Annotated in this window: 12 protein-coding genes; 7 read left to right on the top strand and 5 right to left on the bottom strand. The window is 70.4% G+C overall.

Features of this window, described 5'->3' with window-relative positions:
- The first annotated feature begins 2 nt into the window (after positions 1 to 2).
- Positions 3 to 1,586: an urea amidolyase family protein gene (locus C9E82_RS03915; RefSeq protein ID WP_119899060.1), complete on the top strand. Its 1,584-nt coding sequence runs from the start codon at positions 3 to 5 to the stop codon at positions 1,584 to 1,586.
- A complete protein-coding gene (locus C9E82_RS03920; protein WP_221035969.1) occupies positions 1,583 to 3,355 on the top strand; it encodes an acetyl/propionyl/methylcrotonyl-CoA carboxylase subunit alpha in 1,773 nt (590 codons plus the stop codon). The genes C9E82_RS03915 and C9E82_RS03920 overlap by 4 nt, the downstream gene beginning before the upstream one ends.
- Positions 3,356 to 3,373: 18 nt before the next feature.
- Here C9E82_RS03920 and C9E82_RS03925 read toward each other — a convergent pair whose 3' ends face one another.
- Positions 3,374 to 4,567, bottom strand: a complete 1,194-nt coding sequence (locus C9E82_RS03925) for a replication initiation protein (RefSeq protein WP_119897477.1) — start codon at positions 4,565 to 4,567, stop codon at positions 3,374 to 3,376.
- Positions 4,568 to 5,084: 517 nt separating this feature from the next.
- Here C9E82_RS03925 and C9E82_RS03930 point away from each other — a divergent pair.
- Complete coding sequence (locus tag C9E82_RS03930; RefSeq protein ID WP_119897478.1) at positions 5,085 to 6,494, top strand: AAA family ATPase; 1,410 nt, start codon at positions 5,085 to 5,087, stop codon at positions 6,492 to 6,494.
- Positions 6,487 to 7,596, top strand: a complete 1,110-nt coding sequence (locus C9E82_RS03935; RefSeq protein WP_119897479.1) for a ParB/RepB/Spo0J family partition protein — start codon at positions 6,487 to 6,489, stop codon at positions 7,594 to 7,596. Before C9E82_RS03930 ends, C9E82_RS03935 begins: the two co-directional genes overlap by 8 nt.
- A 369-nt stretch (positions 7,597 to 7,965) precedes the next feature.
- On the opposite strand, the gene C9E82_RS03940 is transcribed toward C9E82_RS03935, so the two are convergent.
- Positions 7,966 to 8,544 (bottom strand): UbiX family flavin prenyltransferase, encoded by a 579-nt coding sequence (locus C9E82_RS03940; protein WP_119897480.1) that lies wholly within the window; start codon positions 8,542 to 8,544, stop codon positions 7,966 to 7,968.
- Positions 8,541 to 10,010 (bottom strand): UbiD family decarboxylase, encoded by a 1,470-nt coding sequence (locus tag C9E82_RS03945; RefSeq protein ID WP_119897481.1) that lies wholly within the window; start codon positions 10,008 to 10,010, stop codon positions 8,541 to 8,543. The genes C9E82_RS03940 and C9E82_RS03945 overlap by 4 nt, the downstream gene beginning before the upstream one ends.
- A gap of 101 nt (positions 10,011 to 10,111) precedes the next feature.
- Between C9E82_RS03945 and ubiT the strand changes: the two genes are divergently transcribed.
- From ubiT to ubiV, 3 genes are read left to right on the top strand one after another with little or no spacing between them, the layout of a single operon-like run.
- Positions 10,112 to 10,639 (top strand): ubiquinone anaerobic biosynthesis accessory factor UbiT, encoded by a 528-nt coding sequence (ubiT, locus tag C9E82_RS03950; RefSeq protein ID WP_119897482.1) that lies wholly within the window; start codon positions 10,112 to 10,114, stop codon positions 10,637 to 10,639.
- The gene (ubiU, locus tag C9E82_RS03955) at positions 10,639 to 11,634 is read left to right on the top strand and encodes a ubiquinone anaerobic biosynthesis protein UbiU (protein ID WP_119897519.1); all 996 of its coding nucleotides are present in this window, start codon (positions 10,639 to 10,641) and stop codon (positions 11,632 to 11,634) included. The genes ubiT and ubiU overlap by 1 nt, the downstream gene beginning before the upstream one ends.
- A gap of 2 nt (positions 11,635 to 11,636) precedes the next feature.
- Positions 11,637 to 12,527 (top strand): ubiquinone anaerobic biosynthesis protein UbiV, encoded by an 891-nt coding sequence (gene ubiV / locus C9E82_RS03960; RefSeq protein ID WP_119897483.1) that lies wholly within the window; start codon positions 11,637 to 11,639, stop codon positions 12,525 to 12,527.
- Positions 12,528 to 12,570: 43 nt separating this feature from the next.
- On the opposite strand, the gene C9E82_RS03965 is transcribed toward ubiV, so the two are convergent.
- Positions 12,571 to 13,329 (bottom strand): FadR/GntR family transcriptional regulator, encoded by a 759-nt coding sequence (locus C9E82_RS03965; RefSeq protein ID WP_119897484.1) that lies wholly within the window; start codon positions 13,327 to 13,329, stop codon positions 12,571 to 12,573.
- Positions 13,329 to 14,345: a four-carbon acid sugar kinase family protein gene (locus tag C9E82_RS25235; protein ID WP_119897485.1), complete on the bottom strand. Its 1,017-nt coding sequence runs from the start codon at positions 14,343 to 14,345 to the stop codon at positions 13,329 to 13,331. Before C9E82_RS25235 ends, C9E82_RS03965 begins: the two co-directional genes overlap by 1 nt.
- Between the last annotated feature and the right edge of the window lies 1 nt (position 14,346).

Raw genomic sequence — 14,346 nt, forward strand, 5'->3', positions numbered from 1 at the left:
CCATGCGCTTCCTGCCCATCGGGCCCCGCACATTGCTGGTCGAGCTGGCCGACCTGGACCACACCCTGGCGCTGTTCGACGCGTTACTAGTCGACCCCCTGCCCGGCCTGGCCGAGATCATCCCCGCCGCCCGCACGCTGATGATCCGCACCGCGCCGGGCATCCCGGCCGATGCGGCGCTGGCCGCGCGGATCCTGTCGCGCGGCGCCGGCGCGGCCGCCCGCCGCGACAGCCCGGCCGAGATCGTCGAGATCCCCACCATCTATGACGGCGAGGACCTGGACGATGTCGCCGCGCATCTGGACCTGTCCACGGCCGAGGTGATCGCCGCCCACCAGCAGGCCACCTGGCAGGTCGCCTTCTGCGGCTTCGCGCCGGGCTTCGCCTATATGACCTGCGACGATCCGCGCTTCGAGCTGCCGCGCCGGCCCGCGCCGCGCACCCGCATCCCGGCGGGTTCGGTGGCGCTGGCGGGGCGGTTCTGCGGCGTCTATCCGCAGGAAACCCCCGGCGGCTGGCAGCTGATCGGCCGCACCCGCGTCCCCATGTGGGACCTCGACCGCGACCCGCCCGCGCTGCTGCGCCCCGGCCTGCGCGCGCGTTTCCTGCGGGGCGAGGCGCAGTCCTACCCCTCGACCGCGCTGCCCGAGGCCGCGCCCGCACCGGCCCCCAATGGCGGGCTGGAATTGCAGGCCAGCGCCTTTCCGGTGCTGTTCCAGGACGACGGGCGGCCCGGCCAGGGCGGCCAGGGCGTCTCGGGTTCCGGCGCGCTCGACCGGTCCGCGGCGCATCGCGCCAACCGCGCCCTTGGCAACCCAGCGGGCGAGGCGGTGCTGGAAATCACCCTCGGCCCGGTGCGCTTCCATGCCAGTCGCGCCCTGACCCTGGCGCTGACCGGCGCCGTTGACGCCGCGCGAATCGCCCGCGACGGCCGCGAAGTGCCCGTCACGCCGGGCCTGGCTTTCGCGATGGATGCCGGCGACACGCTGCTGATTGCGCCCCCCGCCCGCGGCATGCGCAGCTATCTGGCGCTGCGCGGCGGGTTCCGGGTGGCGCCGGTGCTGGGCTCTGCCGCGACCGACACGCTGGCCTTCATCGGCCCGCCCGCCGCCCGGCCCGGCACGGTGCTGGAGCCCGCGAACCGTCCGGCCGGGGCCGTCCTCGCCCTGCCGGAACCCGCGCCGGAACTGCCGGTGGCGGGCGACCTGGTCACGCTGCCGGTCACGCTTGGCCCGCGCACGGACTGGTTCAGCGATGACATGATCCGGCATTTCCTGGACCAGGAATGGCTGGTGACGCCGGAAAGCTCTCGCGTCGGCATCCGCCTGAAGGGCGAACAGCCGCTGACCCGCGACGACGCGCGCGAGCTGCCGTCCGAGGGGACCGAGACCGGCGCCATCCAGATCCCCCATTCCGGCCAGCCGGTGCTGTTCCTGGCCGACCACCCGCTGACCGGCGGCTATCCGGTGATCGCGACGCTGATGCCGCAGGCGCTGGACCTTGCCGGCCAGATCCCGCCCGGCGCCCGCATCCGCTTCGCCGCCGCCGGCCCCTTCGCCCCCATCACCCCCGCGAGGCAACCATGACGCTTTTCATCGACCAGGGCGAGCTGCGCCCGATCCGCCGCCTGCTGATCGCCAATCGCGGGGAAATCGCCGTCCGCGTGATCCGCGCCTGCCGCGACGAGGGGATCGAGACCGTCGCCATCCATTCCGACGCCGACCGCGACGCGATCTTCGTGCGCATGGCCGACCACGCCTATGCGCTGGGGGGCGACCGGCCCGCGGAAACCTATCTGGATGCGGACAAGATCATCGCCATCGCCCGCAAATCCGGGGCGGATGCGATCCATCCGGGCTATGGCTTCCTGTCCGAGCGCGCCGAATTTGCCCAGGCCGTGCAGGATGCCGGCCTGATCTGGATCGGCCCCGACCCGAAGGTGATCGAGGCGCTCGGCGACAAGATCGAGGCCCGCCGTATCGCCGAAACCGTCGGCGCGCCGCTGGTCGCCGGCACGCCCGGCCCGGTCGCCAGCCCGGCCGAGGCGCTGGAATTCGCGAAGCAGCACGGGTTGCCCATCGCCATCAAGGCCGCCTTCGGCGGCGGCGGGCGCGGCATGAAGGTCGCCTGGCAGCTGGACGAGGTCGAGGAGCTTTTCGACAGCGCCACCCGCGAGGCCGAGGTCGCCTTCGGCCGCGGCGAATGCTTCATCGAGCAGTTCCTGGACCGCCCCCGCCATATCGAGGCGCAGGTGCTGGCCGACCGCCACGGCACGGTCCGGGTGCTGGGCACCCGCGACTGCTCGCTGCAGCGCCGCAACCAGAAGCTGGTGGAAGAGGCCCCTGCCCCGTTCCTGACGGACGACCAGCGCGCCCGCATCCACGAATCGGCCCGCGCGATCTGCGCCCATGCCGGCTATAGCGGCGCGGGCACGGTGGAATTCCTGCTGTCGGCCAATGGCACGATCTCTTTCCTCGAGGTGAACACGCGCCTGCAGGTCGAACATCCCGTGACCGAGGAAACCACCGGCATCGACCTTGTCCGCGCGATGATCCGCGTGGCCCGGGGCGCGCGGCTGGCCGAGGGCGAGGTGCCCGCGCCGCGCGGCCATTCCATCGAATTCCGCATCAATGCCGAGGATCCGGGCCGCGGCTTCCTGCCCACCCCCGGCCCGGTCGAGCTGTGGCAGCCGCCCTCGGGTCCCGGCATCCGCATCGACAGCGGGGTTCAGACCGGCTCGACCGTGCCCGGCCATTACGATTCGATGATGGCCAAGCTGATCGTGACCGGCGCCACCCGCGCCGAGGCGCTTCAGCGCGCCGCCCGCGCCCTGTCCGAATTCCGCATCGAGGGCGTGGCCTCGGTCCTGCCCTTCCACCGCGCAGTGCTGGCCGCCCCCGATTTCCGCGCCGAGGACGGCGCCTTCGGCGTCCATACCCGCTGGATCGAGACCGATTTCGCCGAAGTCCTGGCCGACGCGGTCGCCCCCCATGCCCGCGTCGAGCCCGCCGCCGCGCCCCCGATGCTGCGCGTCGCGATCGAGATCGACGGCCGGCGGCACGAGCTGGGCCTGCCCGCCGGGCTGCTGGCCGCGCGGCCCTCGGGCGACCACCCCCCTGCCCTGCCCGACGCGCCCACCCATGACGACGCCCTGCTGCGCGCCCCGGTCGCAGGCACGCTGACGCTGTGGCAGGCCCATGACGGCGACCAGGTCGAAGCCGGCCAGGTCGTAGCGGTGATCGAGGCGATGAAGATGGAAACCCGCATCGAGGCCCATCGCGCCGGCCGCCTGTCGCGCCTGGCGGATGCCGGCCAGGTGCTGGCCCATGACGCCCCCCTGGCGCGCATCGAATAGGCAGACCCGGCGGGGCGTTCAGGAAACCTCTTCCAGCCCCGCCAGCAGCCCCGGCGACATCTCCTCCCAGAAGGCGGCGATCCGCGCGGCGTTCAGGGGCGACATCCAGCCATGGCGGGTGAAGTCCTCGCGCGCCTTGCCGTCGGGCAACTGGCTCAGGAACAGCCGCCGGTCGGCATCGCGCTGCGTCGGCGTGCGCGCCTTGACCGCCTCCAGGATGCGGCGCAGCCGCTCGGCCCGCAGGTTGGGAACGGCATCCGTCGCCGCCTCCCCATCCGCGGCCGCGCCGAAATCGCCGTCCAGCGCCGCGCTCAGATAGCCGACCTTGCTTTTCACGTTCTTGCGCGATTCCACATAGTCCAGCTTGGCCGTCACCTGGTCCTCGCCATGCGACGACAGCCATTGCCGCGCCAGCCGGTCGCTGACGCCCAGGCCCCGCAGCCGGGCATAGACCGGCCCGTGGCGCATCCCCTCGCCATCGTCGATGTCCAGGATCGCCAGCTGCGGGTTCTCCTTGATGCGAAAGCGCAGGTCGGTGACCACCCTGCCCTGCTTGCGCGTCTCGGGCGTCAGCAGGATGTTGCTGGTCTTGTTGACCTCGGCCACGGCCGGCTTGATGACCTTGGCGTTCAGGTGCTTGAAGGTCTCGTAATAGCTTGATCCGTCGACGCCCATCAGCCGGCGGAACAGGTCCAGCGGCCACCAGCCGGTCGATCCGGTCCTGACGAAGCGATAGCAGTTCTCGTACAGCGCCAGCGCATGGCCCGAGGTGAAGCGCCGCTGGATGTTCAGGTTGATCAGCGCGAAGACCTTCGGGTCGTGCAGCTTCTCGGCCAGCGCCGGCGAATAGGCGTATTCGCAGATCCCGCCCTTCAGCTTGGCATAGCTGAGCAGGCTGGACACGCCCCATTCCTGCTGGCCCTTCTCGTCCAGCATGTCCCATTCCGCCACCGTCTCGGCCAGCCCGCGCAGCGACTGTTTCAGCGTCTCCATGTCGTTCGAGTTGTAGCCGATCATCAGGCACAGCGTCCGCGCGTCGATCTGGTGGCGGGTGCGGCTGGTCAGCGTGTCATAGGCGTTCAGCAGCAGCACGTTCGACAGCTTGCGCTGCAGCAGCGTCAGCTTGCCCGAGACATGGATCGCCGCCACATGTTTCTTGACCGCGCCGCGGCGCAAGGCGCCCGTCAGCTGATCGCGAGGAATCTCGTCCATTGCCCTGCCCGTCTTATCGTTGCCGGCAGTATGACCCATCAGGTACCTTGGCGCAACATTTCCCTGGGTCCTTATCCGGGCGGATCGGGATTCCCGTAAACGGGTACCCGCCGCGAAAACCCCGGTCATGGGTACCCGTCTACAGGACCGCGAACAGCACCCAAGACCGCTTTTCCGGCCCGAAAGCGGCGTTTTCAGGCCATCCCGCAAAGGAATACCCCTCTGCCTGCGAATCGGTGCCGCTCGTCCCGTGTCCGGGTCCCCTTCATCCCGTATCCGGGTCCCCCATTCCCCGTATCCGGGTGCCATTGTTCCGACAAGGCATTGCCAAAAAATGATTTTCTGGACCCAAAGATTCTAAAGTCCTTAAACATTCTACAAGCTTTATGCCGCTGCCTTTCCTCGGAATGAGGGGAGTTTCGCGGCGAAACCGGCAAAGGTGATTCTCTTGGGGCGAAACATGTGCAATAGTTTCGCCAAAACACATAACGAAGCAGCACATCGCAGAGGTAGCGAGATGTCATCAGGCAAGGAACCCCTTCCCCCCTATTTCAACATCGACCCGGCCCGCGCCGCGCAGCGCCTGTCCGAACCTATCGGCACCGCCCGATTCGCGAAAGCCGCCGCCTTCGCGGCGCGCGGCCGCCAGGACCTGGCCGAGCGCGGCTATGCCCCGGACGGCCGCAAGCGGCTGCGCCGTTTTTCCACCTGGGAGATCTGCCGTTACCTGATCCCCGTGGCGCCCGCGCATTTCCGCCGCGTGCTGCGCAAGTATCCCGACCTGCCGCAGGGCATGGGCGAAGGGAATTCCAAGTGGTTCACGCTGGAGGACGTGCTGCGCCTGCGCGACCATTTCGCGACCGAGGGCGCGGCGGATCGCGAATACCGCCCCTGGCGCCCCGAGGGGCTGCCGGCCAAGACCATCGCCGTCGCGAATTTCAAGGGCGGCGTCGGCAAGACCTCGACCGCCGCGCATCTTGCCATGTCCGCCGCGCTGGACGGCTACAAGGTGCTGGTGGTCGACCTGGACAGCCAGGGCAGCATGACCTCGATCATGGGTGGGCAGGTGCCTGACGAATGGTCCACCGCCTTCCCGCTTCTGGCCAAGGACTACGCCCTGGCGCTGCAGGACGAGAACCGGGTGCGCGAGGCCGCCGGCCAGCCCCCCCTGCCCTTCGACGAGACCCTGACCGAGGCGCTGAAGATCTCGGCCCGCGACGTGATCCAGCCGACGCATTGGCCGAATATCGACCTGCTGGGCGCGCAGTTGAACCTCTACTGGGCGGAATTCCAGGTGCCGGTATGGCGGATGGGCCTGCGCGGCTGGCCGCTCTGGGATGCGCTCGGCAACAGCCTGGTGAACGACCGCATCGTCGACGAATACGACATCATCATCCTCGATACCCCCCCCGCGCTTGGCTATCTGACGATCAATGCGCTGGCGGCGGCGGATATCCTGCTGGTGCCGCTTGGCGCCAGCTTCCTGGAATTCGATTCGACGGGGCGGTTCTTCGACATGCTCTATTCGACCTTCGCCAGCGTCGAGGACGGCGAGAATACCGCCCGCCGCCGCGACGGCCTGCCCGAGATGCGCTTCGAATGGGACGCGGTCCGGGCGATCATCACCCGCTTCGACGCGGCGCAGCAGACGGACCTGGCCAATGTCATCCAGGCCTATTTCGGCGATTTCATGACCACCTATCGCCAGGAAATGACCGCGATGGTCGGCCAGGCGGGCGAGCAGGTGAACGGCATCTATGAGGCGGATTACCGCGAATTCAACCGCGACACCTATGTCCGCGGCCGCGAGACCTTCGACCGCACCTGGGCCGAGGTGAAGGAACTGGTGCTTGGCACCTGGTGGCGCGATCTGCAGATGGAACAGGCCGAAAAGGCAAGCCGGACCGAGGAGCAGAAATATGGTTAAACGGAGGCGTCTGGAGACCCCGAGCAGCGCGGATCTGGACAGGATCGAGCAGCAGTTTCGCAGCGAAACCTCGGACCGGCCGGCGATCGCCCGCGGCATCGCGCCGATCGCGCAGGTGGCGGCGGACAGCGCCGCGCAGGTGCAGACCGAAAGCGCCGATGCGCGGGCGGCGCGGGCGCGGCTGGAGGCCGATGCGGCGCGGCTGCACGAGGCGCAGGAGCAGGGGCTGCTGATGGTCGAACTGCCGGTCGAGGAGATCGACGAAGGCGCGATGATCCGCGACCGCATGGTGATGAGCGAGGAGGATCTGCAGGAGCTGCGCCAGTCGATCGCGGCGCATGGCTTGCGGCTGCCGATCGAGGTCTTCGAGCTGGAGAAGCCGGGCAGGGAGGGGCAGCGCTATGGCCTGCTGTCGGGCTATCGCCGCCTGCTGGCGGTGCGCGGGCTGCTGGAGCTGACCGAGGCGCCGAAATACACCCATATCCGGGCGCTGATCCGGCCGCGTTCCGACGCCGATGCGGCTTTCGTCTCGATGATCGAGGAGAACGAGGTCCGCGAGGAGCTGAGCCATTTCGAGCGCGGCAGGATCGCCGTCATCGCCGCCAACCAGGGGGCGTTCGCCAATACCGAGGATGCGGTGGACAAGCTGTTCGCGACCGGCTCCAAGGCCAAGCGGTCGAAGGTCCGGTCCTTCGCGCTGATCTTCGAGGAACTGGGCGACATGCTGCAATTCCCCGAGGCCCTGACCGAGCGCCGCGGCTTGCGCCTTGCGGCGGCCTTGCGTCGCGGGGCCGAGGGGCGCTTGCGCAAGGTCCTGTCGGACCGGCCGCCCGCGGATGCCGAACAGGAATGGCTGGTGATCGAGCCCGAAATCCGGGCGATCGAGCAGGGGCCGCGCGATGCCAGCCGCGGCGGGCGGCCGAAATCCAGCCCGGCGGGCTATGGCTGGATCGACAGCCAGACGATCCGCACCTCGGGCGGCATCACCATTCGCCGGGCGACCGACAGCCGGGGCTATATCCTGCGCTTCGAGGGCCCCGCGATGACCGCGGAACTGATGGACAGCCTGATGGCGGAGATCCAGGCACTGCTGGAAAGGTAGCGACAGGTTTCGCCGCGAAACCTCCATCCGGGCCGCATCCTGGGCGGCGAAAGGGCAAGGGGCAGCTGGGTTGGTGGCGCCATGGCCGGCAGATCCGATGCCGTCATGGCAAGCCCCCGAAATGCCGGCTGTCAGGGTTATCCGCATTAACTGATTATATTGCGGATTGAATGGGCAAGCCGTTCGTCCTGAACGCCGTATCCGGTCGCGGGTTTCAATCGAAGGTGGCGGCTGGGGACCTCGCCAGGTGCCCTTTCCCCGGCGCGTCACCCCCGCCTTGCACCCCCCTCGGGCCTGGTGAGACCGACCTGCGATCCCGGCTCGCATGTCAAAACGTCCGGGGCCGCGAAAGGCCGGGAGGCGTGCCGGTCAGGGGGTTCCGGCGGTCCGGTCGGGCGACCAGGCCCGCGCCTGGGGTGGCGCGAGGCGCAGCATGTCGACGGCGCGGGCCGCGATCTGGGCGGTGGCCTCGGCAAGGCTTGCCGGGCGCAGGTAGAAGGCGGGAACCGGCGGCAGGATCACGGCGCCCATTTCCGTGGCCGCCTGCATGTTTCTCAGATGCGCCAGCGTCAGCGGCGCCTCGCGCGCCAGGAGGACCAGCGGGCGGCGTTCCTTCAGCTGCACTCCGGCGGCGCGGGTCAGCAGGTTGTCGTCGAAACCCTGGGCGATGGCGGCCAGGCTGCGCATCGAGCAGGGCGCGACGATCATCCCCGCCACCGGGCAAGAGCCCGAAGCGATCGCCGCCCCCAGATCGCCGCGCGGATGGACCCGCGCCGCCATGGCGCAGAGCCGCGCCTGCGCATCCGGCCCCACTTCATCTGCCAGCGTGCGCTCGGCCATGGCCGAGAGCACCAGGTCCAGCCTGGCCCCGGCGCGGCGCAGGGCGGCGGCGCAATCCAGCGCCAGCGCGGCGCCCGAGGCACCCGAGACGCCCAGCACCACCCTCATGGCAGGATCCCGGCCAGCAGCGCCTCGGCCCGTGCCAGATGCGCGGGGTCCAGGCGCATCTCGCGGCCCCATGCGCGCGCGGTCTCGGGTCCGATCTTGGTGGTGGCGTCGACGCCGATCTTGCCCGCCAGCCCCTCCAGCGGCGAGGCGAAGTCCAGGTAATCCATTGGTGTGCCGTCGACCAGCATCACGTCGCGCGCCGGGTCCATGCGCGTGGCCATGGCCCAGGCGATGTCGTCCCAGTCGCGGATGTCCAGGTCGCCGTCCACCACGACGATGATCTTGGTATAGCTGAACTGCGGCAGCATCCCCCACAGCGCCATCATCACCCGCCGCGCCTGGCCCGGATAGCGCTTGTCGATCCTGACCACCGCCATGCGATAGGAACAGGCGGCGGGCGGCAGCCACAGGTCCAGCAGCTCGGGGATCTGGGCGCGGATCACCGGCAGGGCAAGCTCGTTGAACACCTCGCCGATCACCGAGGGCTCGTCGGGCGGGCGGCCGGTCACGGTGGACAGGTAGAGGGGCGCCTCGCGGCAGGTGATGGCGGTGACGCGCATCACCGGGAAGGGCTCGACGGCGTTGTAATAGCCGGTATGGTCGCCGAACGGGCCCTCGGGGGCGGTGTCGCCGGGATGGACCCAGCCCTCGACCAGGATCTCGGCGCGCGCGGGGGCCAGCATCGGCACCGTCCGGCAGCTGGCCAGGTCGGTGCGCTGGCCGCGCAGCACGCCCGAGAAGCCGAGTTCGGAGACGGTTTCGGGCAGGGGCAGGGCGGCGGCCAGCAGCAGCGCCGGATCGGCGCCAAGCGCGACGGCGACCGGCATCGGCTGGCCCGCGCGCATCCAGCCGCGATGATGGGCGGCGCCGCCGCGATGGGCCAGCCATCGCAGGATCAGCCGGTCCGGCCCCAGCACCTGCGCGCGATAGACGCCGAGGTTGTAGCGCGCGGTCTCGCCCGCCTGCGAGCCATGCGGGCGGGTCATCACCACCGGCCAGGTGATCAGCGGCCCGCCATCCTCGGGCCAGGGCGTCTGCACCGGCAGGGCGTCGAGGCCGGGCAGGTCGTCCTGCTGGACCGGCGCGCGGGTCATCACCCTGGGCCGCGCGGCCAGGGCCGCCCGCAGCACCGGCCAGCGCGACAATGCGTCGCGCATCCCCTCGGGCGGGGCGGGGCTGCGCAGGCTGGCGAGGAATTCGCCGAAGGCCGGGATCTGGTCGGGCAGCAGTCCCAGCCCCGCAGCGACCCGCCCGCGCGTGCCGAAGAGATTGGCGATCACCGGCATCGCCGGCCCGTCATGGGTATCAAAACGCAGCACCGGCCCCTTGCGGCGCAGGGCGGCCAGCTGCACCGCCGTCATCTCGTGGCGCAGCGAGACCGGATCTGCGATCCGCGCCAGGTCGCCCTGCGCCGTCGCATGATCCAGGAAGGCGCGCAGGTCGGGAAAGGGGGGAAGGCGGCGCATCGTCGGCTCCGGTCAGGGCAGGGGGCAATCTAGGGCGCCTTGGCGCGCCCGACTTGACTTTGGTCAAATCGGCGGCGGGTTTTTCGGCCTAGGCTTGCCGCATGACCCGGTTTCGCCGCCCTTCCGCGCCGTCGCGCCTGCCCCTTCCGCCGCTTGCCGCGCAGGCGGCGGGCTTCGCGCTGACCCGGCTGCTGCGCCGGATCGCGCGGCGCAAGCCCGCGATCCTGTCGCGGCTTGGCCCGCATGGCGGCGCCCGCTTCCTGATCGACCTGCGGGATTCGCCGCTGCTGCTGCTGATGGAACCGGGCGCGCGCCGCATCACCGCGCATCCGCGCCGCGCCGTGCCGCGGCATGACGCCGCGATCCGCGGGCGGCTGCCGGCCTTCCTGGCGATGCTGCACGGGGTCGAGGACGGGGATGCGCTGTTCTTCTCGGGCGAGCTGGAGATCGCCGGCGATACCTCGGCGGTGCTGGCGCTGCGCAATGCGCTGGACGATGCCGAGCTTGACCTGACCGAGGAACTGGCCGCCATCCCCGGCCGGCCTTTCGATGGCTGGCTGCGCCGGGCCTCGGGCTTCGCGGCGCGGCAGAGCGGGCTGGCGCTGAGCAGGCAGGAGGCGATGCGATGATGGAACTGGTCTGCCCCGCGGGCACGCCCGCCGCCCTGCGCGCGGCGGTGGATGCGGGCGCCCATGCGGTCTATTGCGGCTTTGCGGACGAGACCAACGCCCGCAACTTTCCGGGGCTGAACTTCTCGCGCCCCGAACTGGCCGAGGGGATCGCCTATGCCGCGGCGCGGGGTGTCAGGGTGCTGGTCGCGATCAACACCTTTCCCCGCGCGGGCGATCAGGCGATCTGGCATCGGGCGGTCGCGGATGCCCATGCGGCGGGCGCCCATGCGGTGATCCTGGCCGATCTGGGCCTGATCGCCCATGCGGCCGAGGCCCATCCCGGCCTGCGCCTGCATCTGTCGGTGCAGGCCGCGGCGGCCAACCCGGATGCGATCAACCTCTATGCCGAGGCCTTCGGCATCCGCCGCGTGGTCCTGCCCCGCGTGCTGACCGTTGACGAAATTGCCGCCACCAACCGCGAGATCGAGGTGGAAACCGAGGTCTTCGTCTTCGGCGGGCTCTGCGTGATGGCCGAGGGGCGCTGCTCGCTGTCGTCCTGGGCGACTGGCCTGTCGCCGAACATGAACGGCGTCTGTTCCCCCGCCAGCCATGTCGCCTATGCCGAGGTCGGCGGCCATAACGAGGCGCGGCTTGGCGGGCTGCTGATCCACCGCACGCCGAAGGGGGCTCCCGTGCCCTATCCGACGCTGTGCAAGGGCTGCTTCACCGCGCCCGCCACGCCGAGCGGCCCGGCCCAGACCGGCCACCTTTTCGAGGACCCGGTCAGCCTGGATGCGACCGAGCTGATCCCGAAGCTGCAAAAGGCCGGGGTCACCGCGCTGAAGATCGAGGGGCGGCAACGCTCGCGCGCCTATGTGGCGCAGGTGGTGCGCGCCTTCCGCGCCGCCGTCGAGGCGGCCGATGCCGGCGCCCCCATGCCCGCCGGGCTGCTGGCGAAGCTGACCGAGGGCCAGGCCGCCACCACCGGCGCCTATGCCAAGACCTGGAGGTAGCCATGGACCTGACCATCGGCCCCATCGCCTTCTTCTGGCCCGCCAAACGGGTGCGCGCCTTCTATCGCATGATCGCGGCCACGCCGGTGCGGCGGGTGGTGATCGGCGAATGGGTCTGCTCGAAGCGGCTGCCCTTCTGGCAGCAAGAGATCCCCGGCGCGGTCGCGCATCTGCTGGCCGCGGGCAAGGAGGTCGCGCTGTCCTCGCTGGCGCTGATCACGCTGGCGCGCGAGCGCAAGTTAACCGAGGAGCTGTTCGCCGCCGGCCTGCCGGTCGAGATCGCGGATCTGGGCGCGCTGCGGCACCTGCCCGAGGGCACGGCCTTCCAGGTCGGCCCGATGGTGAATGTCTATAACGAGGGCACGCTGGAATGGCTGGCAAGAAAGGGCGCGACCCGGATCTGCCTGCCGCCGGAGCTGCCGCTGGCCTCGGTCGCCACGCTGGTGCGGGCGGGCCGGGGTGCCGGGGTCGCCATCGAGGTCTGGGGCCATGGCCGCGTGCCGCTGGCGATCTCGGGGCGCTGCTATCACGCTCGGCTGCACGACCGGGCCAAGGACAGCTGCCAGTTCGTCTGCGAACAGGATCCCGACGGGCGCGAGGTGCAGACGCTGGACGGCGACGGCTTCTTGGCGGTGAACGGCGTGCAGGTGCTGGGGCAGGCCCATACGACGGTGGCGGGCCAGGTCGCGGAACTGACGGCCATCGGCACGGGCGCGCTGCGCCTGTCGCCGCAGATCGGCGATTTCGCCGCCATCGTCGCGTTCTACGACCGGATCACCCAGAACCCCACCGGCAAGGCCGAGGCGCTGGCGCGGCTGCGCGAGCTGATGCCGGGCGCGGGTTTCGCGGACGGTTTCCTGGCCGCCGCGCCGGGGCTGCGCCGCGCGGGCTGAGCGCCCGGCGGCGTCGCGGCAGGGTAGCAGGCCGGCGGAAAGGTCAGGGCTGGCCTCGGGTGGCCAGTGGCGGGCCGTTGCCGGCGTCGGACACGAGGGCGGGCTTGCGCCTTGTGAACAGCCGGTCGCGCGAATGGGTCAGGTGATCGCGCATCAGGTCGCGCGCGCGGGCACCGTCCTGCAGCCGGATCGCCTCGAAGATCTCCGCATGTTCGTCGAAGACCCGCGCCAGCCCGCTGGCCTCGCGCTTGACCGAGGCGCCGTGGAAGCGCATTCCGACGGCGATATGGTCCTTCAGCGCCTCCATCGCGATCGAGAAATAGCTGTTCTCGGAAGCGATCGCGATCGCCAGGTGGAACTGGAAATCGGCATCCTCGCGATGGCTCTGGCGGTTGGTGGCGTCGCGCATCAGCTCCAGCGCGGCGCCGATCCGTTCCAGCGCGTCATCGTCGCGCCGCTCGGCGGCGCAGGCGGCGGCGGCGGGTTCCAGCGTCAGGCGGAACTCATAGCAGCTGAGCAGGTCCGAGACGTTTTCCAGCGGCCCGAAGCCGAGCGGCTGCTTCAACCCGATGGTGCGCACGAAACTGCCCGCGCCCTGGCGCGAATAGATCAGCCCGCGCTCGCGCAGCTTTTTCAGCGCATCGCGGATCACGGGGCGCGAGACCTCGAATTCGGCGGCCAGGTCATGTTCGGTCGGCAGTCTTTCGTCGGGGCGATAAGAGCCCGACTTGATCGCCCGTTCCATCCGTTCGAAGACGATCTCGCTGAGGGATTTCCGCGCCCGCTTTTCCGGCTCCGCCATCAGTTCTGCCCCTGAAACATCTCCAGCAAGGTGACGAGGGTATCGGCCGCGCCGAAGCCCCCGGATTTGGCGATGATGCTGATTTCGCCCCCATATGCCACAGCTAACCCAGGCAGGCATTCGCCCGCAAGCCGCAGCGAGGTGATGCCCATATGCGCCAGCACCGCCTCGGCAGTCGCGCCGCCCGACAGAAGCAGCGCCTGCCGGCCGGCGGTCAGCCGGGGATGGACGCTGCGGGCCAAGGCTTCGGCGACCTGCGATCCGGTTCGCGTGGCCTGCCCCGCCACCGCCTGCACCAGCAGATGCGGTGCGGTGGTGTCCGGCGCCGCCTCGCCCAGGGGGGCGGGCAGGACCGCCGCCAGCCCCGAGGCCTGCACCCGCCGCGCCTGTTCCACCGTGATCGGATCGCGAGAGCCGATGACCAGCAGGCTGCGCGCGGCGCGCGGGGTGACCGGCGTGGCTGCGGGTTGTCCGGTCATGCGGATCGCCAGCGCCTCGGCCAGCCCGCGCGCGCCGACCAGCAGGTCGCCCGGTTGCATCCTGTCCAGCGCGGCAGTCATTTCCGCGGCGCTGGTCACGTCGGGGATGATGGCGCGGCCGGCCAGCGGCCCAAGGGCTTCGGCGATGGAAAGGGGCCGGGCGACGCCGTGGCCCCGGACATGGCCGTCCTGCGTGAGACGCCCGAAATCGGGAATGGCGGGGGCGACCAGCATCCGCGCCGGGTCCAGCACCGCGAGTTCGGCGGCGACATGCCCCTTCAGCCGCGAGTCGATCTTCTTCAGGATCGGCACGCCCGCGGGCAGCGCCGCCACGACCTGCGCCATTGCCGCCCGTGCCGCGTCCTCATTGCCGTCGCGCGAGCGGGTGCTGACCGCCATCACCTGCGCGCCGCTTGCCGCGACTGACGCTACCGCCTCGGGCGACAGCGCGACCTGAACCGCCAGCCCGCGCCCGGCGAAGGGCGCGGCGCTGTCCAGCGCGCCGGTCAGGTCGTCGGCGATGATGCACAGCTTCATC

The sequence above is a fragment of the Paracoccus sigandri genome, assembly GCF_003709565.1.
Taxonomy (GTDB): Bacteria; Pseudomonadota; Alphaproteobacteria; order Rhodobacterales; family Rhodobacteraceae; genus Paracoccus; species Paracoccus siganidrum.